Here is a 26347-nt window from a genome sequence, read left to right as displayed (position 1 = left end):
GGTTTTTTTGTGTCTGCAATCTCACTGCATATTTTTCGCGATGTAGGCGCCGGCCGAGTGAAGCACGGCTTTGTACACAGCATAAGCATCAGTATCTGCCGGGGTTATTGGTTCGGAGCGCCCTTGCGATATCTGTCTCAGATCACATCCCGGGATCGACATAATGAGCGGTGAGTGAGTAGCGATGATGAACTGTGAGCCTTTGCGCGATAGCTCCATTACGCGGTTGATAAACACCAATTGCCTCAATGGAGACAACGACGCTTCCGGTTCATCGAGAACGTACAGTCCCTGGGCTTTGAATCGGTTTTGAAACAGCGCCTCCATTGCTTCACCGTGTGACATGCAATGCATATCCACGCCGCCGTAATAGGTCTTTATTTCGGGATCAAAGCTCCCCTCTGCATCAAGCTTGCGGATCGCAGTGTTCAAGTTATAGAAAGTCTCTGCTCTGTAGAAAAAAACGTCCTTCTCCCGTCGGTAGCCTTTTGAAAGCATCAGGGTTTCGTGCAGTTTCGAGTGGGTGTTCTCAGTCGAGAAATTGAAGTTCTTCCCACCGCCTTCTGGATTGCATCCCAACTTGATGGCAAGTGCTTCAAGCAGGGTGGATTTTCCAGAACCGTTTTCTCCGATAAATACAGTAATTCTGTTATTGAATTGAAGCGGAAAAAGGCCGCGTAAAAAATGAGCCGCCACTCTGTCTGACTTAAGGCGTATCTGCTGGATGAATAAATCATTCATATTGGCGCCCCCTGAATACTCTTCCGACGGATACCTTTACTCCAATCATCGTTATACCAAGGCTTATCGAACTCGTGCTGGCCATGGTAAAAATTCCGACGTAACCAAGATAGGCAATAAGACGCTCGCCGAATAACTCCGGCGTCGCAGTGGCGCTAAAAATGATGACTGATACTGTCCCGGCCGAGATAGCCATTTCCGGCCAGAAGCACTGAATGGCATTGGCTTTTTGATATTTATAACGTGCTTGTATTGTGTTGCTCAAACATTCATCACTATTGCTGATAAGTGATTGAAGACTTTGCTCATCAATTGTGGATGAGCTGAAAGTGCTGATTAACGATTCCTTGTACAGGTCTTCATTGCTCATTTCGGCTTTATACAGACTCTGGATTTGTGGTTTTGCAAATTTCAACTGCACACAAGTCAATGTCGTGATAAATATCAAGGGGATGAGGAAATAAGCGTTTTCACGAAGTAAGATATAGGCTGTGGCAAATGTCAAAATACAAGATCCTGCCAGATGAATTGAGTCATGAAGGACTGAAGCAATTTTCTCAGCATCCTCTTTGATCATCGTCACGCGAGAGCTTAACGGACAAGGTCTTTCATCATGCACGATGAAATTGATGAGCGAAAAGCGAGATTTCGCTTCCATGAGCGCCGCCATGGAACTGCCCAGAGTTTGCGTCGCTAGCTTGGATAAAAAAACAGCGGTGAGGGTGAAGTACAGATGAGTGCTGACAGCGCCACTACTAAGAGCTGTAAGTCCCTCTGCCACGATCGAAGGTATTAACAACTGACATGCGGCTGCTAAAGTCAGGCTCATTGTTGAAAACAAAAATAATGCCACGTTTTTTCGCAAGCACATAAGCATAATTCAACGCCCCCCGTGCTGTAGTTTATAGCTCAGAATTCGATTGCGACGATAAGAGGACTCTCTGCTTGAGTAGTAAATGGATATAAGCGACATTGTTGGGCTTAGCACACGCTCAAGGTAGATGGCTGAGGCAAAGATAGCGCCTGTTGTCAAAGCGCCTTCACTTATTAAATGAGCGGATATCAAGAACAAAACAACTATCGCTACCAAGTAACATGTGCCTGAAATTGATTCGAAAAAAGATGCTTTCAGGTTTGAACGAAAAGCGAGGCGCTCAATGTTTTTGATGTCCAGCTTGACTCTGTCGTTGTACGGTTTGGCATCGCATACATGCGCACAGATTGCCCCGATTGTAACGGTGTTTTCTTGGACATACTCTTCAAAAAGGGCGGCGCTCTTTCTCCGGGTTATAAAATATGCAGCTGAGGCATATAGCAGGCCGCTAAGGGGGGCGAGCGCCAGAAGTGGATGATACAGAGCCGTTATAATCAGCGCGAAAATTATAATGCTGAAATTGAGTGAAGTGTCAAAGAATACCGAATGGTATAGATACATCGAGCCGTCAACATCGCCGTCGATGAGTTCGATTTGCTCACCTGGATTTTTACTATATGTGGATGCCTTGCTTCGCAGGTGCGTTAGAATTGTCCTTTTCAGAATATATCTTGTCTTGGCAGCAGTCCTTTGTAGATAAATGTTGGCTGCTAGTTTCAAGGGAGGCGTCGCGATGATAAGAAGCGAAGCGCCTGCGAGTGCATATAAATATAAGCGCTCTTGGGATAGATAAAAATTAATTGAATTGCCGATTAGGTAGGGCGATGCGCTTGTTAGAATCGAAATGCCCAGGCCAAAGCAGCAAAGTATTAGGTTGCTCTTCATGGTTTGATGAATTCCATTTGGTGCGGAAGAAATGGAAACTCGTAGTTACGGTCAATCAAACCAATGGAGCCAAGTAGTGAGCCCACGCGTCCGATCCATAATCCTAATGGATTGGCAGTTTTTGTTCTCAAGATTCTTGAGTTTTGTTCGCTTATGGCCATACTGGGCAGTCTGCGGTCAGGCTTCGGTTGGAGTTCAAGGGTTCAGTTAAAAACTCAATCGGCGTTTTCAATGTAAAAATCCTAAATTAAGTGATAGGAGCGGCAGGTATTGACCGCCCCTGGCTCATAACTACATGTAAGTCGCGTAGCAGCATCCTTGCCAATATTATGAGCAACAACTAGTGCATGGGCACGAACCGCTGCTGGCTGCGCTTAAGTTGCTTAATGCTTGAATTGCCAGTGTTGAAATAGGTGCGCTTGAATTTAGAATGCGTGCCCGCGCACTACGAATTGCTAAGAAGTCGATTTCCATAATTTTTCCTTATAAGTTTGTTTGGCCTAAAGGTATTGATTGCTAATGAAGTGTTACGTTTTTAATGCTAGCTGTGACTCAAATAACTTCAATTCAGACGTGTCCTGAAGTTCTGCGTGATTAAATTCGAGTCAATGTAGGAAAAAAGCTGTCGGCTTGTGCGATGATTCTCTTGGTGTTGTTAATTCATTGTTATTGTTGAAAGTTTTCTGGATGTGCTTGCATCAAGCACTGCACTCGCCTATTTCACTTTTTTTCGCACTAATTGCCTTCCCTCTGAAGTAAATCCCCGGCAATCTCGGTCTACCCCTATTCACGGAACGGGCGGGAGGCTTCAGATGGTGCAGTTGTGTTCGATCGAACAGGCAGTGGATGACGTGCTGGCGCGATTGCCGGCGCATATCCACATGGGCTTGCCGCTGGGGTTGGGCAAACCCAATCACTTCGTCAACGCGTTGTATCGGCGCGTCAAAGGGCTGCCCGATCGGCAACTGACGATTTATACGGCGCTGTGTCTGGGCCGTCCGAGTCTGGGCGACGGTTTGCAGAAGCGCTTTATCGAGCCCTTCGTTGAGCGAGTCTTCGGTGACTACCCGGAATTCGATTTCCTCGCTGATCTGCATCGCGATAGCCTGCCCGCCAACATCCGCATCCAGCAGTTCTTCATGCAGCCCGGTAGCCTGCTCAACAGCGCGCCGGCCCAGCAGGATTACGTCAGCAGCAACTACAGCCATGCCGCCCGCGACATCAACGCCGCCGGCCTGAACCTGGTGGCGCAACTGCTCGCCAGCAGCAGCGAACACCCGGATCGCCTGAGTCTGAGCTGCAACCCGGACATCACCCTCGACCTGTTACCGATGATCGCCAAGCGCCGGGTCGCCGGGGAGACGATTTTGTTGGTCGGTCAGGTACACACCGATCTGCCGTACATGCCCGGCGACGCCGAGGTCGACATTGACACGTTCGATTTGCTGATCGACGAGAAGGACAGCAGCACGCTGTTTTCCACGCCGAACATGCCGGTCGGTTTTCAGGATCACTTCATCGGTCTGCATGCCAGTGCGTTGGTGCGCGACGGCGGCACGTTGCAGATCGGCATCGGCTCGATGGGTGATGCGCTGACCGCCGCGCTGTTGGCGCGCCAAGCCGATAACGCGGGTTATCAAGCCTTGCTCGCTGATATAAACCTCAGCCAGTGGGCGCAATTGATCGAGCGCGAGGGCGGCAGCGAGCCGTTCGCCAAAGGCCTGTACGGTTGCAGCGAAATGTTCGTCAACGGCCTGCTGGTGCTGGCGGATGCCGGGATTATCCGGCGCAAGGTTTACCCGGATGTGCCCACGCAAGAACAAGCCAACGCCGGCACTCTTGATGAAGCGGCGCAGACTGACGGCATCTCGGTGCACGGCGGCTTTTTCCTCGGCCCCCGCAGTTTCTATGAGCGCCTGCGCGAGTTGCCGCAGAGCAAGCGTCTCGAATTCAACATGACCCGCATCAGCTACATCAACGAGTTGTACGGGCAGGAAGAGCTCAAACGACTGCAACGCATCGATGCGCGGTTCATCAACACGGTGTTCAACATGACGTTGCTCGGTGCCGGTGTGGCCGATCAACTGGAAGACGGGCGGGTGCTCAGCGGCGTCGGCGGGCAGTACAACTTTGTCGCCCAGGGTCATGCCCTGCAAGGTGCGCGGTCAATGCTGATTCTGCGCAGCTGGCGCGAGTCCGGCGGTGAGGTGAATTCGAACATCGTCTGGGAGTACGGTCACTGCACTATCCCGCGGCATCTGCGCGACATAGTGGTGACGGAATACGGCATCGCCGATCTGCGCGGCAAAACTGATGCGGCAGTGATCGAAGCGCTGCTGAATATCAGCGACTCGCGCTTCCAGCCGGGACTGATCGAACAAGCGCAGAAGGTCGGCAAACTGCCGAAGGATTTCCGTATTGATCCGCGCTTTGCCGACAACACCCCAGAGCGCTTGCAGGCGATTGCCGCACGCCATCCGAATCTGTTTCCGGAATATCCGTTGGGCTGTGATTTCACTGCGATCGAGCGGGATTTGTTGCGGGCGTTGAACTGGCTGAAGAGCAAGTTCAAGCTGACCGAGATTCTGGAACTGGGCAAGGCAGCGCTGGATGCGCCGCAGGCTTCGCTGTATCCGGAGCATCTGGAGCGGATGCAGCTCGCGAACCCCGAAGGCTTGAAAGAAGATCTGTTCCAGCGCCTGTTGCTCACCGGCCTGAAAGCCACCGCGCAATAACGGGCCACCGCAAGCCTGTAGGAGCTGCGGCACGCTGCGATCTTTTGATGTTGATTCTAAAAATCAGATCAAAAGATCGCAGCCTCGTTTCACTCGACAGCTCCTACAGGCGAACTGCGGGGTGACGGGTTATTCGATGAAGGTTACAACGCCATCCTTCAGCGATTGCACGCGGGCCAGCGACTCAACGCGATAGCCTTGCGAGTCCAGCTCGGCACGGCCGCCCTGAAACGACTTCTCGATGACGATGCCCAGACCGGCGACGGTAGCGCCAGCCTGTTTGATGATCGAGATCAGCGCCTGGGATGCCTTACCGTTGGCCAGGAAGTCGTCGATGATCAGCACGCGGTCGCTACTGGTCAGGTGACGCGGGGAGATGGCCACGGTGCTTTCAGTCTTCTTGGTGAACGAGTAAACGGTCGCCGACAGCAGGTTTTCAGTCAGGGTCAGGGACTGTTGTTTGCGGGCGAAGATCACCGGCACGCCAAGGTTCAGACCGGTCATGATCGCCGGGGCAATGCCCGAGGCTTCGATGGTGACAATCTTGGTGATGCCCGAGTCCTTGAACAGCGAGGCGAATTCGTCGCCGATCAGCTTCATCAGGGCCGGGTCGATCTGGTGGTTCAGAAAGGCGTCGACTTTCAGGACCTGATCGGAAAGCACGATGCCTTCTTCGCGGATTTTCTTGTGCAGTGCTTCCATGAAGCGTTCCTCGTTCGGCGCATGCGCGCCTTAATCTAAAAAAGTGGTCAATTCTAGCGCTTTAACATCGCGCGTATATCGGCCAATGCGCTGTTGCCACGCACGGCTTTGACTTCGGTCGGTGTATCGTCGTTGCCTTCCCAGGCCAGATCGTCCGGCGGCAGTTCATCAAGAAAGCGGCTAGGCGCGCAATCGATGATCTCGCCGTACTGTTTGCGCTTGGCGGCGAAGGTAAAGGCCAGGGTCTGGCGGGCGCGGGTGATGCCCACGTAAGCCAGGCGGCGCTCTTCTTCAATGGTGTCGGCTTCGATGCTGGAGCGGTGCGGAAGAATTTCCTCTTCCATGCCCATGATGAACACGTAGGGGAATTCCAGACCCTTGGACGCATGCAGGGTCATCATCTGCACACCTTCGGCGCCGTCCTCTTCTTCCTGCTGACGTTCCAGCATGTCGCGCAGGACCAGTTTGCCGATGGCGTCCTCGACGGTCATTTCGCCTTCTTCGTCCTTCTCGAGGGTGTTTTTCAACGCCTCGATCAGGAACCAGACGTTGCTCATCCGGTAGTCCGCAGCCTTGTCGCTGGAGCTGTTGGTGCGCAGCCAGTTCTCGTAGTCGATGTCCATGACCATGCTGCGCAGGGCGGAGATCGGGTCCTCGCCGGCGCATTGCTCGCGCACTTTGTCCATGAAGCGCTTGAAGCGCGAGAGACGATCGGTGAAGCGGTTGTCCAGATGCTCACCCAGGCCGATTTCATCGGTGGCGGCGTACATCGAGATTTTGCGTTCGGTGGCGTAGTTGCCGAGTTTTTCCAGCGTGGTCGAGCCGATCTCGCGGCGCGGCACGTTGATCACCCGCAGGAAGGCGTTGTCGTCGTCCGGGTTCACGATCAGGCGGAAGTAGGCCATCAGGTCCTTCACTTCCTGGCGGCCGAAGAAGCTGTTGCCGCCGCTCAGGCGATACGGCACCTGATGGTGCTGCAGCTTCAGCTCGATCAGCTTGGCCTGATAGTTACCGCGATAGAGGATGGCGAAATCGCTGTACGGGCGGTCGGTGCGCAAGTGCAGGCTGAGGATTTCCATGGCCACGCGCTCGGCTTCGGCGTCCTCGTTACGGCAGCGGATCACGCGGATCTCGTCGCCGTGGCCCATCTCACTCCACAGCTGTTTTTCGAATTCGTGCGGGTTGTTCGAGATCAGCACGTTGGCGCAGCGCAGGATGCGGCTGGTGGAGCGGTAGTTCTGCTCGAGCATCACCACTTTCAGCGACGGATAGTCATCCTTGAGCAGCATCAGGTTTTCCGGCCGCGCGCCGCGCCAGGCGTAGATCGACTGGTCGTCGTCGCCCACCACGGTGAACTGATTGCGCGTGCCGATCAGCAGTTTTACCAGCAGATACTGGCTGGCGTTGGTGTCCTGATATTCGTCCACCAGCAGGTAGCGGACTTTGTTCTGCCACTTTTCGAGAATGTCGGCGTTGTCCTGGAACAGCTTCACCGGCAGCAGGATCAGGTCGTCGAAGTCCACTGCGTTGAACGCTTTGAGCGTGCGCTGATAGTGGGTGTAGACGATGGCGGCGGTCTGTTCCTTGGGATTGCGCGCGTTTTCCAGCGCTTCGGCCGGCAGGATCAGGTCGTTTTTCCACGAGCCGATCATGTTCTTGATCTCGTCGACGCCGTCGTCGCCCGCGTATTCCTTCTGCATGATGTCAGTCATGAGGGACTTGACGTCGGTCTCGTCGAAAATCGAGAAGCCCGGTTTGTAGCCCAGCCGCACGTGTTCCTTGCGGATGATGTTCAGGCCCAGGTTGTGGAATGTACACACGGTCAGGCCACGGCCCTCGCCACCCTTGAGCAGGGTGCCGACCCGCTCCTTCATCTCGCGCGCAGCCTTGTTGGTAAAGGTCATGGCGACGATGTACTGGGCGCGGATGCCGCAGTTCTGGATCAGGTGCGCGATTTTGCGCGTGATCACACTGGTTTTGCCGGAGCCAGCGCCGGCGAGCACCAAAAGAGGGCCGCCGACGTAGCTCACGGCTTCTTGCTGCCGGGGATTGAGTCGGGACATACGAAAATTCGGGAGTCGTTGACGAAATGGGCCGGCATTTTAACAGGCTCAGCGATTTGTGCTGCTCTGTCCGACTTGTGACGCACCACGCGATTCAAATTTGCCGGTTTTGTTACTTTCACGCAGGATGCATGGTGATTTTGCGGCTAATGTTCTCGTTCATGACACACATTTCGGTTTTTGATAACCGTTGTCATTTGGACATTGGTCTGCGCAACGGCATAATGCCCGCCGCCCACATCATTGCAGAGTCTAGGGAGTCAGCTTGACTACGCCTGTCGAACCCTTGCGTTTGCTGTTACTGGCCGAAGAGCCAGCGTGGACAGCGTTATTGCGCGAGTGTCTGGCGCCAATGGGGAGCGCGGCGGTACTGATCAGCGCGCCGAACTGGGAGTCGGTCAGCCGTTTGTTCGAAGACAACCGCAACGCGGTGTTGTTGACCCTCCCTGCATTACAACCGGCACCGGGCCGTTGCAGTCTGCCGACCGTGTTGTTGCTGGAGCACGAACCGGTCAGCGCGCCCGTTGGCGTCAGCGACTGGCTGGTGTTCGATGCCCTTGATGCCGGCATGCTTCGTCGATGCCTGCGCCACGTACGCGAACGCGGCGTACTGGAAAACACTCTGCAACGCCTCGCCGAACAGGATCCGTTGACCGGTATCGCCAACCGTCAGGGCTTCCAGACCTTGCTCGCCGCGCGCCTCGCGGAAAACGACGGTCGGGGTTTGGCACTCGGGCATCTTGATCTCGACAACTTCCGTCACGCCAACGACGCCCTCGGCCATCAGGCTGGCGATCGCTTGATCCTGCAAGTCGTTGCGCGGCTGAAAAGTCAGCTGGAGGCGGGTGATCAACTGGCGCGCCTGGGTAGCGATGAATTCGCCCTGCTGATCGACACCCGCCGCGCGCCGCAACGCGCCGAGTGGATGGCCGAACGCATCACCGAAGCCCTGGCCGAACCCTACTGGGTCGACGGCGAAAGCCTGTTGATCGGTTCCAGCCTCGGTATCGCCCATGCCCGCGCGCAGGGTGGCGCCGACCCGTTGATGTGGCATGCGCACATCGCCATGCAGCAGGCGAAAAGTACGCAGGGCTGCACCTTTCATATCTTCAACGAACGCATCAACCGCAACGCGCGGAGCATGGCCGACCTCGAAAGCGAACTGCGCCGGGCCTTGCGTCGCGATGAGCTGGAGCTGCATTACCAGCCGCGCCTGAATATCGCAGACGGCCAGATCGTCGGCCTCGAAGCCTTGGTGCGTTGGCGCCATGGTGAACGTGGTCTGCTGCCACCCAGTGAATTCGTGCCGCTGGCCGAGCAGAGTGGCTTGATCGTGCCGCTGGGTTACTGGGTAATCTCCAGGGCCCTGCGCGATATGCAGGCCTTGCGCGAACGCGGTTTGCCGGCGCTGCACATGGCGATCAACCTGTCGTTCCGTCAGTTTCAGGACAGCCAGTTGCTGCCGACGCTCAGCCGTTTGATCGCTGAACGTGGCGTCGAGGCGCAGTGGCTGGAATTTGAACTGACCGAAACCGCAGTGATGCGCCGCAGTGACCTGGTCAAACAGACCATGGACGCCCTCGGCCGCCTCGGCGTGCGCTTTTCGCTGGATGACTTTGGCACGGGTTTCTCATCGTTCGTGCACCTCAACAGCCTGCCGATTACGTTGCTGAAGATCGACAAGAGCTTCGTCGGTGGCATGGAACAGCGCGAAGAGAACCGCAAACTGGTGCACGCGATGATCAACCTCGCGCACAACCTGCATCTGGAAGTGGTGGCTGAAGGCGTGGAAACCCCGGAGCAGCTTGAACTGTTGCGCGGGTTTGGTTGCGATCAGGTGCAGGGGTATCTGATCAGCAAGCCGTTGCCGTTGGCGGAGTTGGTTGAGTATTTGACGTTTGGATCGAGTCAGCAGGTATCTGTGGAGGCCGTTTAAAAGATCGCAGCCTGCGGCAGCTCCTACACCGACTCATGTAGGAGCTGCCGCAGGCTGCGATCTTTTGATCTTAATCTGCACCAACTGCTTCGAAACGCTGTGTAGCAGGCTCCAGCCGAATCATCCGCTTCATCTTCCACTCGAACGCCAGCGTCAGACTGACCGCCGCACACGCCAGCCCCACCGCCAAACCCCACCAGACACCTGTCGGCCCCCAGTTCAGGTGGAACGCCATCCACCACGCCGCCGGCGCACCGATCAGCCAATAGCAGCCGAGTCCGACCAGGAACGTGGTCTTCGCATCCTTGAGCCCACGAATGCAGCCCATGGCAATCGTCTGCGTACCGTCGAACAGCTCGAACCACGCCGCTACCGCCAGCAGGCTCACCGCCAGTTGGATCACCTCGGCAAATGCCGGATCGTTATGGTCGAGAAACAAACCGATCAACTGATTCGGCAGCAGCCAGAACACCATCGCAAAACCCAACATCGCCACTGCGCCGAAGACGATCCCGACTCGCCCGGACATTCGCGCATCGACCAATTGCCCAGCGCCGTAATGCTGACCGACACGCATGGTGATGGCGTACGACATCCCCGCCGGCACCATGAATGCCACCGACACGATCTGCAAAGCAATCTGATGGGCGCCCAGTTGCGTACTGCCCATGGTGCCCATGCACAGCGCGGCGAAGGCGAACAACCCGACTTCCACCGCGTAGGTGCCGCCAATCGGCAGACCGAGGCGCCACAGCTCCTTGAGGTATTGCCGATTAGGCCGCGACAGCCCTGCGCGCAACGGATAAGCGTCGTACGCCGGATGCCGATGAATATGCCAGGCCAAGGCCAGCGCCATGCAGTTGGCAACGATCGCCGTGACCAGGCCGATGCCCATCAAGCCCAGTTTCGGCAGGCCGAACATGCCGGTGATCAGCGCGTAATTGAGCAGGAAGTTGGCCACGGTGCCGATCAGGCTGATGACCATGACCGGCGTCGCCCGGCCGATGGCACTGGTGAAGCCGCGCAGGGCCATGAAGCTCAGGTAGCCGGGCAGGGCGAACGGCAGGGCAATCAGGAATTGCCCGGCGGCATTGACGTTGGTTTCAGTCTGGCCGAACAGCAGCAACACCGGTTTCAGATTCCACAACAGCAGCCCTGCGGCGAGCGCCATCAGCCACGCCAGCCACAACCCGGCCTGGGTCAGGCGTGCGGCGCCAATGATGTCGCCGGCGCCCTTGCGGATCGCAACCAGTGTGCCGACCGCCGCAATCACGCCAATGCAGAAAATCGACACGAACGAGTAAGTAGCCGCGCCAAGGCCACCGCCGGCCAGCGCTTCGGGGCTCAGGCGCGCCATCATCAAAGTGTCGGTCAGCACCATCAACATGTGCGCCAACTGTGAGGCAATCAACGGCCCCGCCAGCCGCAGAATGGCCCAGAGTTCTGTACGCACAGGATGTTGCATGGTCATCACCCGTCATTAATAGAGGGAACAAGAGAGCGTCGATTCTCGGCGCTTGGAAGGGATTGCACAAAGGGATAAAAAGGATGGGTGGCATGATTAAAACTCATCCTGAAAAGATTCTGTTAAGTTGGCCGCATCCCGCTACAGGAGCTTTATGCATGTCCCGTCGACTTCCTCCGTTGTATGCCCTGCGCGCATTTGAAGCGGCGGCGAGGGATAGCTCATTCACTCGCGCAGCCGAAGAGCTGTCGATCACCCAGAGTGCGGTGAGTCGGCACATTCGAACGCTTGAGGATCATTTCGCCTGTCGACTGTTTCATCGCAGCGGACGCAATTTGCAACTAACCGAAGCGGCGCGCCTGCTGTTGCCGGGCATTCGCGAAGGCTTCACAGCGCTGGAGCGCGCCTGCAACACCTTGCGCGCCGAGGACGACATCCTGCGCATGAAGGCGCCGTCGACCCTGACCATGCGCTGGTTGCTGGCGCGCCTGAGCCGCTTCCGGCATTTGCAGCCGGGTAACGAAGTGCAGTTGACCAGTGCGTGGATGGACGTCGACTCGGTGGACTTTAACGATGAGCCGTTCGATTGCGCGGTGTTGCTCAGCGACGGCCATTTCCCGCCGGACTGGGAGACCAGCCTGTTGTTTCCCGAAGAACTGATCCCCGTTGGCGCGCCAAACCTGCTGCACGATCAACCTTGGGACGTGGCCCGACTGGCTGCTGCCGAGTTGCTCCATCCGACCCCGGATCGCCGCGATTGGCGCAGTTGGCTGGAGCACATGGGTTTGGCCGACCAGGTGTCGCTCAAGGGCGGACAGGTGTTCGATACGCTGGAGTTGGGGATGATCGCCGCAGCGCGCGGTTACGGCGTGTCGATGGGCGATTTGTTGATGGTGGCCGAAGATGTGGCGCAAGGCCGCTTGAGCCTGCCGTGGCCGACGGCTGTCGCCAGCGGCCTGAATTACTACCTGGTGTGGCCCAAAACCCGTCCGGGAGGTGAACGTTTGCGTCGTCTCAGCGACTTCCTGCAAGGCGAGGTCCGCGCCATGGAACTGCCGGCAGTCGCGCGCTTGAGCTGAAACGTTAGAGCCGTCACAATGCCGGCCTTGTGCCATAACCCCGCTTTTCGCTCAAGTATTCGGTTTTACCGCCGACTACGAGCAGGTGGAACTGTCGTGCCGGTTTCACGATTCACCCCCATTATTAAAAAATTTCCGAGCATGGCTGCGATCAAGGAGGATCCGGTAGCTCGGCCAGGAGCTGTCCATGTCTCAACCTCGCGCTCGGATCGCCTCGCAGCTGGGCCTCGCGCTCGCTGTGATACTGGCGATTGTCATCAGCGGCAGTACAGTTTTTGCTCTGCGTTCGCTCGATACTGCCAACCTCGCCACCCGTGAAGAGCATTTGGCCAGTGAGGCGCGGCTGCTGGCCGACCAATTGAGCACCTTCCACGGCACGTTGCGTGAAAGCACTCAGCGCTTGAGCGGGTTGTTCGAGAAACGCTTCATCGCCGGTTTGAGCATTCACCCGAGTGAGCCGGTAACGGTTGCCGGTACCCAGACCCCGGGTCTGCACCTGGGCAGCGAAGTGTTGAACAACAACTTCATGGAAGTCGACGAGTTCACACAAATGACCGCGGGCGTTGCCACACTGTTTGTGCGCAGCGGCGAAGACTTCGTGCGGGTCAGCACCTCCCTGACCAAACAGGATGGCAGCCGCGCCATCGGCACCTTGCTCGATCATGCGCATCCGGCCTATGCGAAGCTGATGGCGGGGCAAAGCTACGTCGGCCGGGCGTTGCTCTTTGATCGTTCTTACATGACCCAGTACACCCCGGTGCGCGATGGCAGCGGCAAGGTGATTGCGGTGCTGTTCGTCGGTTTCGATTACACCGACGCGCAGAACGCGCAGTTCGACAACCTCAAGCGCTTCCGCATCGGTCAGACCGGTTCGTTGGCCCTGCTGGATGAACAGAACAAATGGCTGGTTGCGCCAGCAGGTGTGCAAGCCCTGGATCAAGCGATCCCGGTGATCGGCGGCATGTCCAAAACGCCGGGCAAAGGCCATTTCTGGAGCGACAAGTCTGAAGACTTCTACAGCGTTTCGGTGCCCTTCGACGGCGGGCCGTGGGCGGTAGTGGCGAGCATGCCGAAAACCGAGATTCGTGCAGTGACCTGGAGTGTAGGCACGCAATTGGCCATTGGCAGTTTGCTGGCGATGTTGCTGGCGGTTGGCTCTGTGGTTTGGTTGCTGCGCAGCAAATTGGCGCCGTTGGGTGACCTGGTACGTCAGGCCGAGGCCTTGGGTGCGGGTGATCTGAGCGTGCGTCTGAACGTGTCGAGTAACGATGAAATCGGTCAGCTGTCTCGCGCTTTCAATCAGATGAGCCAGGCACTGTCGACCATGGTCGAGCACATCCGCCGCGCCTCGGAAGAGGTCAACAGTCGTGCCCAGGCGCTGTCCGGTTTGTCCGGCGGCGCGTACGAAGGCATGGAGCAGCAGTCCGGCGAAATCACCAGCATGGCCGGCGCGGTTGAAGAGTTCAGCGCGACGTCGCTGGACATCGCCGACAACATGGGGGCGACCCAGCGCCTGGCGCAGGAAAATGCTCAGCAGACGCAGATCGGACGCAGCTCGATGGAAGAAGCTTCTTCTTCTCTGGAGCAAATTGCCGGCGCCCTGAACAGTACCGCGACAGTGATCAATACACTCGGCCAGCGCTCCCAGGAAATTGGCGGCATCGTTGGCGTGATTACCTCGATTGCCGAACAGACCAACCTGCTGGCACTCAACGCTGCGATTGAAGCGGCCCGTGCCGGTGAACAAGGTCGCGGCTTCGCCGTGGTGGCTGATGAAGTGCGCAGCCTGGCCTCGCGCACCCGTCAGGCGACGGATGAAATTTCCAGCATGATTCACAGCATCCAGCAGGAAACCGGCAACGCGATCAGCACCATGGAGCAGGGCAACGTGCTGATGCAGGAAGGCTTGTCGCGTAACGCCAATGTTGCTTCGGCACTGGCGCGCATCGACGAGCAGAGCCGCTCGGCGGGGCAGCAGTTTGCGGCGATCACGACGGCGACCCAAGAGCAGAGCAGTACGGCGACCTTGCTCAGCAGCAACCTGCAAAGCATTGCATTGGCTAACAGTGAGCAGCGTGAGGTGGTTTCGAACCTGGCGGTGACCGCAAAAGAGCTGGAGAAGCTGGCGGCGGACTTGCGTTCCGAGGTTGATCGCTTCCGTTGATGCGCCACTGAAATAGCAATCGCGGGCAAGCCCGCTCCCACAGGTATATCGGGTGTGCGCAAAAATTGTGTTCGCCTTTGAGCCCTGTGGAAGCGGGCTTGCCCGCGATTGCATCACCGCTGATCGCGGATTCATTGCAGCGCTATCACTGCTTTTACACTTGCTGAATCGTTTCCGCAGCGCTATAAAAATGGCACAACTCCAATAAAGGCTGCTGCCATGACCCCGCTCAAACTTGTCGCCGCACTCGGCGCACTGTCCGCTGCCTCCCACGCAATGGCATGGGATTATGTCCTCCTCGATACTGACAAACCTGCGCAAAACTGGACTGTCACCAGTGAGCAGCTCGGCGTGAAAACCGAAAAGCCGTTTTCTGTGAGCCTGCGAACCTTGCATGGTGGGCGGCAGGAAGGCGTCAGTATTGTCGACATCGATAACGGCACGATGAAACTCTCGGTGGTGCCAACCCGTGGCATGAATGTCCTGCACGCTTCCGTTGGCAGCATGCGAATGGGCTGGGATTCGCCGGTCAAGGATGTGGTCAACCCGGCATTCATTGAGCTCAATGGGCGCGGTGGTCTGGGCTGGCTGGAAGGTTTCAACGAGTTGGTGACCCGCTGTGGTTACGAATGGGTCGGCCATCCCGGCATGGACAATGGTGAGCTGCTGACCCTGCACGGACGCGCCGCCAACATCCCGGCCAGTACTGTCACGCTGCACATCGATGAAAAACCACCCTACGCCATCAGTTTGCGCGGCGAGCTGAAAGAGCAGGCGTTCAAGAAAGTCGACTTTTCGGTCGTCACTGAACTGGTCACCGTGCCTGGCAGCGTGCGCTTCGCACTCAACGATACGTTGACCAACAACGGCGATTATCCAAAGGAATATCAGGCGCTGTATCACAGCAACTTCAGTACGCCATTCCTCGAGCAGGGCGCACGCTTTGCTGCACCGGTAAAACAGGTGTCGCCTTTCAACGACAAGGCCAAAGGCGATTTGCCCGACTGGCAGATCTACCGCGCCCCGACCAAGGATTACGACGAAACCGTCTACAACGTCGTGCCCTACGCGGATGCCAAAGGCGAAACCCTGACTGTTCTGCATAACAAGGCGGGCAGCCTCGGTGTTTCTGTTGGCTTCAATACCCAGCAGTTGCCAGTGTTTTCCCTGTGGAAAAATACTGACACCCAAGGGCAGGGCTATGTCACGGGACTGGAGCCGGGCACCAGTTTTTCCTACAACCGCCGCTATCAGCGTCCGCTGAATCTGGTGCCGACCATTGCGCCCAAGGAACACAAACAGTTCCAGATCAGCTACAGCCTGCTCGCGGACAAAGCTGCCGTGGATAACGCCTTGAAGCGAGTAACCGAAATCCAGGCCGGGCGTGAAACCGAAGTGCGGCAAGCGCCGCTGGTTGATCTGACCGAGCATTAAGGCGTCGCCGGCCGGTATTGCAGCGCTTCGGCCAGGTGCTCACGTCTGATTGCATCGACTTGCTCGAGGTCTGCCAGTGTCCGGGCAACCTTGAGTAACCGATGTGCCGAGCGAAGCGATAAAGTCAGCCTTTCACAGGCTGACTCCAGCCAGGTTTCGTCGGCTGTGGATAACTTGCAGTGCCTTTTCAATCCAGGCAAATCCAGAAATGCATTGGCACAGCCTTGACGCTTTTGCTGTCGTTCACGAGCGTCGGCGACTAAAGCCGCCGCGCTGGCGCTGTCCTCTCCCGGTTTCACTTGCGGATTCAACGCCGTCGCTTCCCGCGCCACCGTCAGGTGCAAATCGATCCGGTCCAGTAACGGCCCCGAGAGCTTGTTGCGATAGCGCTGCACCATGTCCGGCGTGCACGAACACTTGCCACTCGGCTCGCCAAGATATCCACAGGGACATGGATTCATCGCCGCCACCAACTGAAACCGCGCCGGGAAACGCACGCGATCCTTGGCGCGGGCAATCACGATATGCCCGGACTCCAGCGGCTCGCGCAGCACCTCCAGCACCTTGCGATCAAACTCCGGCAGTTCGTCGAGAAACAGCACGCCGTGGTGGGCGAGGGTGATCTCGCCGGGTTGTGGTTTCGAACTGCCGCCGACCAGTGCCGGGCCGGATGCTGAGTGATGCGGCTGGCGAAAGGGGCGCTGCGGCCAATGGGTCAGTGGCACGCCGCTGGCGACCGATTGAATCGCCGCCACCTCAAGCGCTTCGCATTCGGACAACGGTGGCAGCAAACCCGGCAGTCGACTGGCCAGCAGCGTCTTGCCCGTCCCCGGCGGCCCGCTGAACAACAGGTTATGCGCACCTGCTGCAGCAATCAGCAGCGCTCGTTTGGCGGCCATCTGCCCTTGTACTTCATTGAGATCGGGATAGGGTCTGGCGGCATGGATCAAACCGTCCGATACGTAGGGCTCCACCGGCGTATGCCCATTGAAATGCGCCACCGCTTCCAGCAAATGATCAACCGCATACACCTTCAACCCCGACGCCAGGCAGGCCTCCTCGGCATTCGCCCGCGGCACCACCAGTGCCCGTCCGGCCTTGCGCGCCGCCAACGCTGCCGGCAACACGCCGCGTACCGGCCGCACCGCGCCGGATAACGCCAGTTCGCCGAGGCACTCCACATCATCCAGCGTCAGACACGGCACCTGCACACTCGCCGACAGAATCCCCAAGGCAATGGCCAGATCAAACCGCCCGCCATCCTTGGGTAAGTCTGCCGGCGCCAGATTCAAGGTGATTCGGCGCGCCGGAAACTGCAGCCCGGAATTGATGATCGCGCTGCGGACCCGGTCCTTGCTCTCCTTCACCGCCGCTTCGGGCAGGCCGACCATGGTCAGGGAGGGCAGACCGTTTGCGAGATGAACTTCGACGGTGACGGCGGGGGCATCCACGCCAATCTGGGCGCGACTGTGGACGATGGAGAGGGACATGGTCGTTCCTTGAGCTGAATCGGGGAGCCGCTTCCTGCGGGTTTTTGAAGGGTAGTCGGGAGAAGTCGTTTCAGCAGGGAGGTGTACAGGGCAACGTTTCGCAGAATGTTGCAGGAGCGAGTCGAGATATTCTGAACCAGAACTGCAAGCAGAATTAGCGATTATTACTGTAGGAAATGTCGATCTTTTAAGTGCGAGCGAAGGAGCGTGAGTAGGCCATTTCCGAAAGCTTTGAGGGAACACCGAAAGCGCGGGATGCCTTGTTGGATTCTATCGACTTCACGAATAAGCTTGAGATTAATGCATAACGTTAAGCTTTAAACTATGATCGTTAGCTTTAGATGTTCTGAAACCGAATACCTGTTCTGCAGCGGTAAAACCCGTTTCTGGTCAGCCATATTGAGTGTGGCGGAACGTAAGCTGACGATGCTTGATGCGGCAGCTGTATTAGCTGATCTGCGATCTCCTCCGGGAAATCGACTCGAAGCCCTGGATGGGAATCGGAAGGGGCAATACAGCATTCGGATCAACGCCCAATGGCGCATTTGCTTCGTTTGGGGCCTTAACGGACCAGAGGATGTCGAAATCGTCGATTATCACTGAGGTGACTATGACTAAGAATGGTATGCGTCCGGTACATCCTGGCGAGATCCTCAAAGAGGAGTACCTGGAGCCTCTGAACCTGACAGCTGCTGCGCTGGCGAGAGCATTGAGTGTATCCACTCCGACGGTGAACGACATCGTTCTACAGCGTAGAGGTGTCAGCGCTGATATGGCACTCAGACTGTCCTACTGTCTGGGCACCACTCCAGAGTTTTGGCTGAACCTGCAATCGACTTACGATTTGCGCAAAGCGGAAATTGAAAGAGGTGCTTCTATCCGTGATCAGGTGGAGCGGCTCGCACATTGCGCGTAATTATTTAGACCTAGCAGTGAAGTCATGCGTGACTGAATGGAATTATGAATTCTGAACAAGTGTTGCAAATCAAGGCGCTCATCGGAGCCGACCCAGTGCGCATGAGCATATTGAGTCTGGTGCAATCCCTTGGATTACCTGATTGCTGGGTAGGCGCAGGGTTTCTGCGTAGCGCGGTTTGGGATCACTTGCACCAGCGTGTTCACTCGCCACTGTCTTCGGACATAGATGTCATCTGGTTCGATCCGGGGCGGGCCACTGTTCAGTCAGACACTGAACTGGAAGCATGTTTGCGAAACATGGATGCGTCATACAACTGGTCAGTAAAGAACCAGGCGCGCATGCATCTGCGAAATTCTGATACGCCATATACCAGCGCAATTGATGCCATCAGGTTCTGGCCGGAGACAGCCACGGCAATTGCCATCAGGCTCGACTCGCAAGGCGCTCTGGAGGTCGCAGCGCCGCTTGGTTTGGAGGATCTGTTTCGGCTTGTTGTTCGACCTACAGGAAGGTTCCAGATCGACAAACGGGAAATCTATCTGGAACGCATTCAGGGGAAAGACTGGCCTCGCACTTGGCCAAACCTGAAGTTTACCGAGTAAACGCCTTTTCTTTGATCAAAAGATCGCAGCCTTCGGCAGCTCCTACAGGGGGATTTAGTGTTACTCGGCGGGCGGCGTCAGCTTCGCTTCCATCTCGGCAACTTTCGCTTCGAGACTTTCGAGGCGGGCACGAGTGCGGGCCAGCACGACCATCTGGCTATCAAACTCTTCCCGGCTCACCAGATCGAGTTTGCTGAAGGCACTTTGCAGCAGCATCTTGAACTGGCTTTCGATTTCGGCTTTTGGCAGGGGCGTGTCGCCGTTGAACAGGCGGGAAGCGGTGCCGCTCAGGGCGTCGAGGAAGTCTTTGGGCGCGAGCATGGGAAATGTCCTGGAAACAATGGCCGGCAGTGTATCACGCAGTGTCTATAGTCAATCTCGTCGCCAGGGATGCACGCTTTTCGCGCAGGCGGACGGACGGCGACGCACCGTTGTTGTGCGTATCCGCTAAGCGTTTTGCACGCGAGTGCTTGCGGTAGCGGCCAAGGGATTGAAATCAGAGGTTTTTGCCGAGATGGCAAGGTTTCTGCTTAGTCACTCTTGACCCATGCACTGATGCAGTCGCTGTGACGAATGCAGTGCGGCAGACGAAGCGGGGAGTTTCGTCAGCAGCGGTTAGCTGGCGTCAGTCGGGCAGGTATGGCCGACGATGCGTTACAAAGCCAGGCACTGCGCTTAGACTTGAGTCGGGTTTGTTTTCCTGGGGCAAGTCCACCAATTCGGGAGAGAGTTTTCATGAAGCTAGTCACTGCCATCATCAAGCCGTTCAAGTTGGACGACGTGCGCGAGTCGCTGTCCGAAATCGGCGTGCAGGGCATTACCGTTACTGAAGTCAAAGGCTTCGGCCGGCAGAAGGGTCACACCGAGCTGTATCGCGGCGCGGAATATGTGGTCGATTTTCTGCCCAAGGTGAAAATCGACGTGGCCATCGACGACAAGGATCTGGATCGGGTTATCGAAGCGATAACCAAGGCGGCCAACACCGGCAAGATCGGTGACGGCAAGATCTTCGTGGTCAATCTGGAACAGGCGATTCGCATCCGTACCGGCGAAACCGATACCGACGCGATTTAAAAGCCGCCACAAACCCAACGCCCCAGGAGAAAACAATATGACTCTGCGTAAATTCGCAGGGCTAGGAGCCCTGTTGTCCATCGTAATGCCAAGCCTTGCAATGGCGGCAGACGAAGTGGCGGCCCCAGTCCTCAATTCCGGCGACACTGCCTGGATGCTCACCTCGACGGCCCTCGTGCTGTTCATGACCATTCCCGGCCTGGCGCTGTTCTACGGCGGCATGGTTCGCTCGAAAAACATTCTTTCCGTGTTGATGCAGTGCTTCGCCATTACCGGTCTGATCAGCATCCTGTGGGTCATTTATGGCTACAGCATTGCGTTCGACACCACCGGCATGGAGCAGGGCGTCGTCAACTTCAACTCGTTCTTCGGCGGCATGGGCAAGGCGTTCCTCGCCGGTGTCACGCCTTCGAGTATTACCGGTCCTGCGGCGCTGTTCCCTGAGGCGGTGTTCATCACCTTCCAGATGACCTTCGCGATCATCACTCCGGCGTTGATCGTCGGTGCGTTCGCCGAGCGGATGAAGTTCTCCGCGATGCTGATCTTCATGGGCATCTGGTTCACTCTGGTGTATGCGCCGATCGCGCACATGGTCTGGTCCGGTAACGGCGGCCTGATGTGGGACTGGGGCGTACTCGACTTCGCGGGCGGCACCGTGGTGCACATCAACGCCGGTGTGGCCGGTCTGATTGCCTGCCTGGTACTGGGCAAGCGCAAAGGCTTCCCGACCACCCCGATGGCTCCGCACAATCTCGGTTACACCCTGATGGGCGCGGCGATGCTGTGGGTCGGCTGGTTCGGCTTCAATGCTGGCTCTGCTGCGGCGGCCAACGGCACCGCGGGCATGGCGATGCTGGTCACCCAGATCGCGACCGCTGCTGCTGCACTGGGCTGGATGTTTGCCGAGTGGGTCACTCACGGTAAGCCAAGCGCACTGGGCATTGCTTCGGGTGTGGTTGCCGGTCTTGTGGCGATCACGCCGGCTGCCGGCACCGTCGGCCCGATGGGCGCACTGGTGATTGGTTTGGCGGCAGGCGTGGTGTGCTTCTTCTGCGCCACTACCCTGAAACGCAAACTCGGTTACGACGACTCCCTGGATGCCTTCGGCGTACACGGTATCGGCGGTATCCTCGGCGCGATCCTCACCGGTGTTTTCGCCGCTCCTGCTCTGGGTGGCTTCGGCACTGTCACCGACATCGGTGCGCAAGTGTGGATTCAGATCAAAGGCGTCGGCTTCACGGTCATCTACACCGCGATCGTCACCTACATCATCCTCAAGGTCCTGGACGCCGTAATGGGTCTGCGTGTGACCGAGGAAGAAGAGTCGGTTGGCCTCGATCTGGCACAACACAACGAACGCGGCTACAACTTGTAAGTACGCGCAGTAAAAAAATTGCCCGGCTTGCCGGGCATTTTTTTGTCCGGGATTTGTCGTTAAAGGAACAGCTGAAAGGATTTTTCGTACGCCTTTAGTCGTGTTTACGACGAGCGTTTTTCTACGGCCAAAGGCTTACATCATTGCAGGAATATTAGGGCCTTTGTTTTTTCCCAGAGCGCGCTAGAATGCGCCCCGAACGTGCGGAGAACTGTATGTGGCAACAGACTCTGATTACCCTGCGGGCAAGGCCCCGGGGCTTTCATCTGGTAACGGACGAGTTGATTCATGGCTTGCCTGAACTCAGGGAGTGTCGGGTCGGTCTGTTGCATTTGTGGCTGCAGCACACCTCGGCATCGTTGACCATCAACGAGAACGCCGATCCGGCGGTCCGTCGCGACTTCGAACGATTTTTCAATCGTCTGATCCCACAAGGAACAGACGGCTATGAGCATAACGACGAAGGCCTGGACGACCTCCCGGCGCACTTCAAGGCCAGCCTGCTTGGCTGCCAGATCAGTCTGCCGGTTTCGGCAGGTCGATTGGCACTGGGTACCTGGCAAGGTGTTTATCTGGGCGAGCACCGTGATCACGGCGGTGCTCGTAAAGTCCTCGCCACCTTGCACGGTGAAGGGGCATAGCCGCTGGTCAGCAGCGGCGAACGATTTTTTAACGGCGACTTCGACAGTTGCCAAAGCTGGTCTATAACTAATCTGCTTTTCGCAAGTCATGAGGTAGAACATGAGCGACGATGATCTGGAAAACGACGACCTCGAAGTAGGCGACGAAGACGAGGCCGAGGAAGGCCTGGAAGCAGCAGCGGAAGACGTTGCTGACGACGATGGCGGCGAAGATACGCCGGCCCCGGCTGCCAAAGGCAAAGCCAAGGCTGCGGTGTCGGTAGACGATTTGCCGAGCATTGAAGCCAAGAACAAGGAGCGCGATGCCCTGGCCAAGGCCATGGAAGAGTTCCTGTCGCGAGGCGGAAAAGTGCAGGAAGTGGAGGCCAATGTGGTCGCCGATCCGCCCAAGAAGCCGGACAACAAGTACGGCAGCCGCCCTATCTGAGGCGTGCCGCTTGCTTGCTGAAAAAGCCCGCCGTCGCTGCGGGCTTTTTCGTTCTACAGGCCGCTAAATACGCGGCTCTAAAATAAGTATGGCCTTCAGCCCCACGCGTAGCCCCACACATAATGCCCGCGTGCACCTACGCCAGCCACGATCAGTGTCCTATTTCTGAGCCTGGCAGTGTTCCAACCTCCAACGGCGCCGGGGTCAAATCGAGATACTCATACCGTGGTTCGTTTCTGAGCCCCTCGACTGGATGAGTCTTGACCACCCTCATCTTCTCCGAGTCGTAACTCATACGGTCCACTAAACAATCTTCCGCTACTCCCGGGTACTCCGCATGCAAACGCAAATAATTTGCTTGGGTCCAGGCCAAAATCGCCTTGTGAAGAGGCCAACTGGTCTTGCCGTAGCCGCCTTTTCTAACTGTGAACCCCATTACGTTCAGGCAAAAACCCAGCACCTTCGCCCCTTTAAAGTTCGGAAAACTACTCATGCGAGCGACTTCGTTGTATATAAGTCGACGTGCTTTATGCTTAACAATTTTTCCGGCGGCGCTAGTTAGATTGAGATCACTGAACAATCTACCCCATACGGAATTGTGCTGCACCGTCCAACTCTCCCACCATGGCGACTTAATCGTTGATGCAGCAAATACTAACTCGAATATCATGTTTGCAAGATGGTCGTAAAATGTTCTGCTAACCGGACCGTCTTCCTGATGAGTGCGTAATTGCAAGTGTTGGGGGACACCTTTATTCTCAAGAATTTCGACTGCTTCGACTATGAAGTCGACTACGACCCACACGCGTTTCAGTACATCGTCATCCCAAGCACTCTGAGCTATCCCATTAAGACGATAGAGATCAGAAACAGATTTCTCAATATTTCCCATAGCTCGATACAGGACAAAGGAGTGCCCCCAAAATCGCGTTTCGACAAAGTCGTTGAGAGTGATCAAAACAACGCGGCAATAGGCGGCCCACTGGGTGGCGCTCCACTTCACGCCTATATCTGGATCAAGTAGAGTTCCAATCGTCTCGACCATTCTATAATTAGAGAACATTGTTTGACTAAACGGCTTATGATACCCAATCAGGCCGGACTCATACCCTTCAGCTTCGTGATAAATAAAGGAGTCCGTATTCTTGATGGCCTCATTCATTATATTTTTGGCGAAGACCCTAACATCGACTCCATACCTTTCTTCTTCAATCATTGCTTGGAAGACATTCAGGGCCGTGGCCGGGGCAAATTGAACAATCGCGCGGCAAAACCTTTTATCGGCAATGAGCTGCAACATGTCAGTTGCATAACACTCTACCTTGCTAGGCACTCTGTTGGACCTATCTTCTGGGCCTGACTTTTTATTTCTTATTTCGACAGTGTTCGTTGCATAGCGTACTAAAGCCGTCGCAGAACGGGCGAGCTCATCTGCAATGATTGCTAGTTCGTGCGGGGCGCCATTGACGACCAAGCGGTATAGGGTAAGCGCGAAGCGCTCCGCGTTTCTTTTGCCATATTTGGGTGGTCGGATGAATGCAAACCAAGCCCAAGTTAGAAAAGTAAGAAGAAACACCATTCCGAGAACCGCCTGCCAGGAGGCGGGGCTCAGGATGTTCCCTCGAGGTACCAACCATTGTTCGGCACGCCACAAGTCAGTCAACAGCGTAAGCACCCCCACAGCAGTGACGACTGAAAACGTAACTCCGCGTAAAGGAATTGGAGCCGTTTGAATGCGAAATCGATATCGTACGTCTCCTGTAGTCCACGCGAGAACCATAAGTGCGAGCCCCGCCAGAAACTCCGCGAAACCAAAGAATTTGGTCCCGCTCGCATCTAATGGAATGAAACATACGCTCATGAAACATTGCTCTGCTGCCACAGATCCCTCTCCCATTCGTCCAGATCATTATCGACGGCCCATCAAACTTTCTAAGCTCCTTTACGCGTTGACGTTTTCATCGCAGGCGCAGGGTAACTTGTTCGCGACGGCTGCTAATCCGTCGCTAACGCGCTGCACTTTTTGGGCGTCCGCCAGCACCGCGCCCGCCTATCGCGGTACCGGCAGCAGCCACAAACTCACTGGGCGAAAAGCCCCGTCTCAATTGGGCAACAACACCCGGCAAGAACTCCAGCATTGTCACGTAATCCAGCTCAGGGTAATGGCCCCGTAACGACAGAAGGCAAGCCCTCACCCGAAAAAACGCAACAGTTTGGTTCGCAATCCTTTGATTTTCCGTGCAAATCAGGGGCTGGGAAATTTCGGAGCCGACGCCAAATGAGCGCATCGAGGGGGTAACCGGACAGTGCCAAACGAGCTGGCCGACCTCATCGCCCTTCGGTCCAGGCTCAAATATTTTTCAACCCGCTGATTTGTGAGGCGCAATGCTATCTGTTAAGTATTTTTGGGTATCACTGTTACCGATCACATGACCGGCAGCACCCCGCACTTCTCGCAAAGGCCCGTTCTAGAGCGCATCACGAACGAAAACCCGTTTTCACACCTCAGACATGCCACTATAAACCAGCCAACCCCGCGCACCGCTCTAAACCGCACCTCTTACGCCTTACCCTGCAATCACAATGTGTTCATGCTTTCAGACCTTTCCAGACCCTGGAAATCACCGCGAATCCAGCCGAATCGCCCCGACAAATCCAACCCATCAACACCATCTACACCACCCACACCGACACCGTGCCAGCCTAACAACGCCCGACGTTTCAGAAGCGACAAATCACCCTGCACATAAGTTTCGGTCAATCCCGGCATCGCATGATTAAGCAACAGCTCGGCAACCACATAATTGACGCCCAGGTGTTGCCAACAGGCCCGCGCCAGTTTGCGCAGATCGTGGCTTGACCACTGACCACCGCTCAGACCGGCAATCTTCGACGAAGCCCCAGTCACTGACAACGCCTGACCCTGCCCGCCGGGAAACAGATACACGCTCGGCTGGTTTGATTGCTGGTCCAGGTACCAACGCAGCACAGCCACCACAACAGGCGTCAGCGGCAGTTCATGCCGTGTACGCGTCTTGGTCAGCTCAGACGGAATCACCCACACACCCGCATCCAGGTCGAAGTGTTCCCACTTCGACCGCCGCGTTTCGCCAACCCGCGTACCGTGACAGAGCATCAACAGGGCCAACAGGCAAGGCCCCGGCGACTTCGGCAGACGCTGCATCAGTAGATCCATCAGCCCGCCAACATCCCGGGGAAACAACCGCGACACCTTCGGCTTCAAACGACCCAAACCAAAATCCGTAAACCTGACATCAGCCAGCGGATTGACGGCCAGCAGACCCAGCCGCGTACCCGTGCGAAACGCCGCATTTAGTACCCGGTAGGCATTGCACACCGTTGCCGGTGCCAATTGCGCTTGCATCGGTTGAATTAACAACCGGTCAAGCATGGCCGTCGTCAATTGATCCACCGGCAAACCCCACAGGCGCGGCAAAATCCAATTCTTGGCCAGTGACCGGCAACTGGCCTTGCGTGCCTTCGATACCGTGGCCAGGTTCAAATGCCGCTCCAGGTACCACGTCAGCACGTCACCCACCGTATACAGCGCACGCAGCGTGGCGACTGGATCAAAACCACCGGCCAGCAAAGGCGCCGACCGCCGCGCATCCAATTCCTTGCAGCCACACCCAGGCCAGTCCGCAGCCTTCTGCCATTTGCCAGCGTGCACCGTGTACCACGCACCCCGGCGCCGATCCTTGAGAAAACGAAAGCGCATGT

22 protein-coding genes are annotated in these 26347 nt (G+C 56.6%); 12 read left to right on the top strand and 10 right to left on the bottom strand.

From position 1 onward, the window contains the following. Positions 1–21: 21 nt before the first annotated feature. Genes ICA15_RS12520 through ICA15_RS12510 form a run of 3 tightly spaced genes read right to left on the bottom strand, consistent with a single transcriptional unit; the run spans position 22 to position 2500 of the window. On the bottom strand, positions 22–741 hold the full coding sequence (locus ICA15_RS12520; protein WP_210553375.1) for an AAA family ATPase: 720 nt from the start codon (positions 739–741) through the stop codon (positions 22–24). Beyond that, positions 734–1594, bottom strand: a complete 861-nt coding sequence (locus ICA15_RS12515) for an ABC transporter ATP-binding protein (protein ID WP_210553376.1) — start codon at positions 1592–1594, stop codon at positions 734–736. Before ICA15_RS12515 ends, ICA15_RS12520 begins: the two co-directional genes overlap by 8 nt. 27 nt (positions 1595–1621) lie before the next feature. Then, on the bottom strand, positions 1622–2500 hold the full coding sequence (locus tag ICA15_RS12510) for a hypothetical protein (protein WP_210553377.1): 879 nt from the start codon (positions 2498–2500) through the stop codon (positions 1622–1624). Between the two features lie 812 nt (positions 2501–3312). Here ICA15_RS12510 and ICA15_RS12505 point away from each other — a divergent pair. After that, positions 3313–5235, top strand: a complete 1923-nt coding sequence (locus tag ICA15_RS12505) for an acetyl-CoA hydrolase/transferase C-terminal domain-containing protein (protein ID WP_210553378.1) — start codon at positions 3313–3315, stop codon at positions 5233–5235. A gap of 129 nt (positions 5236–5364) precedes the next feature. Here the strand turns inward: ICA15_RS12505 and ICA15_RS12500 are convergent, their stop codons facing one another. Both ICA15_RS12500 and rep read right to left on the bottom strand, forming a co-directional pair. After that, positions 5365–5937, bottom strand: coding sequence for a xanthine phosphoribosyltransferase (locus tag ICA15_RS12500; RefSeq protein WP_042561733.1), 573 nt, complete (start codon positions 5935–5937; stop codon positions 5365–5367). 53 nt (positions 5938–5990) lie between these two features. Continuing rightward, positions 5991–8000: a DNA helicase Rep gene (rep, locus tag ICA15_RS12495; RefSeq protein WP_150604814.1), complete on the bottom strand. Its 2010-nt coding sequence runs from the start codon at positions 7998–8000 to the stop codon at positions 5991–5993. A 265-nt stretch (positions 8001–8265) separates the two neighbouring features. Here rep and ICA15_RS12490 point away from each other — a divergent pair, with 265 nt between their 5' ends. Beyond that, a complete protein-coding gene (locus ICA15_RS12490) occupies positions 8266–9936 on the top strand; it encodes a putative bifunctional diguanylate cyclase/phosphodiesterase (RefSeq protein WP_210553379.1) in 1671 nt (556 codons plus the stop codon). 70 nt (positions 9937–10006) lie between these two features. On the opposite strand, the gene ICA15_RS12485 is transcribed toward ICA15_RS12490, so the two are convergent. Next, on the bottom strand, positions 10007–11401 hold the full coding sequence (locus ICA15_RS12485) for a NorM family multidrug efflux MATE transporter (RefSeq protein ID WP_210553380.1): 1395 nt from the start codon (positions 11399–11401) through the stop codon (positions 10007–10009). A gap of 158 nt (positions 11402–11559) precedes the next feature. Between ICA15_RS12485 and ICA15_RS12480 the strand changes: the two genes are divergently transcribed. From ICA15_RS12480 to ICA15_RS12470, 3 genes are all read left to right on the top strand, one after another. After that, on the top strand, positions 11560–12480 hold the full coding sequence (locus ICA15_RS12480) for a LysR substrate-binding domain-containing protein (RefSeq protein ID WP_210553381.1): 921 nt from the start codon (positions 11560–11562) through the stop codon (positions 12478–12480). A 187-nt stretch (positions 12481–12667) separates the two neighbouring features. After that, complete coding sequence (locus tag ICA15_RS12475; protein WP_150616844.1) at positions 12668–14644, top strand: methyl-accepting chemotaxis protein; 1977 nt, start codon at positions 12668–12670, stop codon at positions 14642–14644. 219 nt (positions 14645–14863) lie between these two features. Beyond that, positions 14864–16078, top strand: a complete 1215-nt coding sequence (locus ICA15_RS12470; protein ID WP_210553382.1) for an aldose 1-epimerase family protein — start codon at positions 14864–14866, stop codon at positions 16076–16078. Here the strand turns inward: ICA15_RS12470 and ICA15_RS12465 are convergent. Continuing rightward, positions 16075–17568: a YifB family Mg chelatase-like AAA ATPase gene (locus ICA15_RS12465; protein ID WP_150604808.1), complete on the bottom strand. Its 1494-nt coding sequence runs from the start codon at positions 17566–17568 to the stop codon at positions 16075–16077. The two genes, ICA15_RS12470 and ICA15_RS12465, sit on opposite strands and share 4 nt — an antisense overlap. A gap of 324 nt (positions 17569–17892) precedes the next feature. On the opposite strand from ICA15_RS12465, the gene ICA15_RS12460 reads away from it, so the two are divergent. The 3 genes from ICA15_RS12460 to ICA15_RS12450 are packed head-to-tail and all read left to right on the top strand — an operon-like array spanning position 17893 to position 19089. Further along, on the top strand, positions 17893–18171 hold the full coding sequence (locus tag ICA15_RS12460; RefSeq protein WP_123532696.1) for a type II toxin-antitoxin system RelE/ParE family toxin: 279 nt from the start codon (positions 17893–17895) through the stop codon (positions 18169–18171). A 7-nt stretch (positions 18172–18178) separates the two neighbouring features. Beyond that, entirely contained in the window at positions 18179–18484 is a 306-nt protein-coding gene (locus tag ICA15_RS12455) for a HigA family addiction module antitoxin (RefSeq protein WP_210553383.1), read from the top strand. 44 nt (positions 18485–18528) lie between these two features. Beyond that, the gene (locus ICA15_RS12450; RefSeq protein ID WP_210553384.1) at positions 18529–19089 is read left to right on the top strand and encodes a nucleotidyltransferase family protein; all 561 of its coding nucleotides are present in this window, start codon (positions 18529–18531) and stop codon (positions 19087–19089) included. 60 nt (positions 19090–19149) lie between these two features. Here the strand turns inward: ICA15_RS12450 and ICA15_RS12445 are convergent, their stop codons facing one another. Beyond that, positions 19150–19410 (bottom strand): accessory factor UbiK family protein, encoded by a 261-nt coding sequence (locus ICA15_RS12445; RefSeq protein ID WP_008086041.1) that lies wholly within the window; start codon positions 19408–19410, stop codon positions 19150–19152. Positions 19411–19824: 414 nt separating this feature from the next. Here ICA15_RS12445 and glnK point away from each other — a divergent pair, with 414 nt between their 5' ends. The 4 genes from glnK to sutA all read left to right on the top strand — a co-directional run bounded on the left by glnK (position 19825) and on the right by sutA (position 22606). Beyond that, positions 19825–20163, top strand: coding sequence for a P-II family nitrogen regulator (gene glnK / locus ICA15_RS12440; RefSeq protein ID WP_002555808.1), 339 nt, complete (start codon positions 19825–19827; stop codon positions 20161–20163). Positions 20164–20200: 37 nt separating this feature from the next. Further along, positions 20201–21538 carry an ammonium transporter gene (locus tag ICA15_RS12435; RefSeq protein WP_210553385.1) on the top strand — a complete coding sequence of 446 codons (1338 nt, stop codon included), beginning with the start codon at positions 20201–20203 and terminating at the stop codon, positions 21536–21538. Positions 21539–21753: 215 nt separating this feature from the next. After that, positions 21754–22179: a secondary thiamine-phosphate synthase enzyme YjbQ gene (locus ICA15_RS12430; protein ID WP_210553386.1), complete on the top strand. Its 426-nt coding sequence runs from the start codon at positions 21754–21756 to the stop codon at positions 22177–22179. Between the two features lie 100 nt (positions 22180–22279). Then, entirely contained in the window at positions 22280–22606 is a 327-nt protein-coding gene (gene sutA, locus ICA15_RS12425; RefSeq protein WP_042561721.1) for a transcriptional regulator SutA, read from the top strand. 151 nt (positions 22607–22757) lie between these two features. On the opposite strand, the gene ICA15_RS12420 is transcribed toward sutA, so the two are convergent. Together ICA15_RS12420 and ICA15_RS12415 are read right to left on the bottom strand one after the other, a co-directional pair. After that, positions 22758–24269, bottom strand: coding sequence for a hypothetical protein (locus tag ICA15_RS12420; protein ID WP_210553387.1), 1512 nt, complete (start codon positions 24267–24269; stop codon positions 22758–22760). Positions 24270–25184: 915 nt separating this feature from the next. Then, positions 25185–26345: a tyrosine-type recombinase/integrase gene (locus ICA15_RS12415; RefSeq protein WP_210553388.1), complete on the bottom strand. Its 1161-nt coding sequence runs from the start codon at positions 26343–26345 to the stop codon at positions 25185–25187. Between the last annotated feature and the right edge of the window lie 2 nt (positions 26346–26347).

This window comes from Pseudomonas sp. P116 (genome assembly GCF_020149425.1).
In the GTDB taxonomy this organism is placed as follows: Bacteria; Pseudomonadota; Gammaproteobacteria; order Pseudomonadales; family Pseudomonadaceae; genus Aquipseudomonas; species Aquipseudomonas anatoliensis.
Note: the sequence above shows the minus strand (reverse complement) of the source record. Positions and strands in the feature narration are given on the sequence as shown.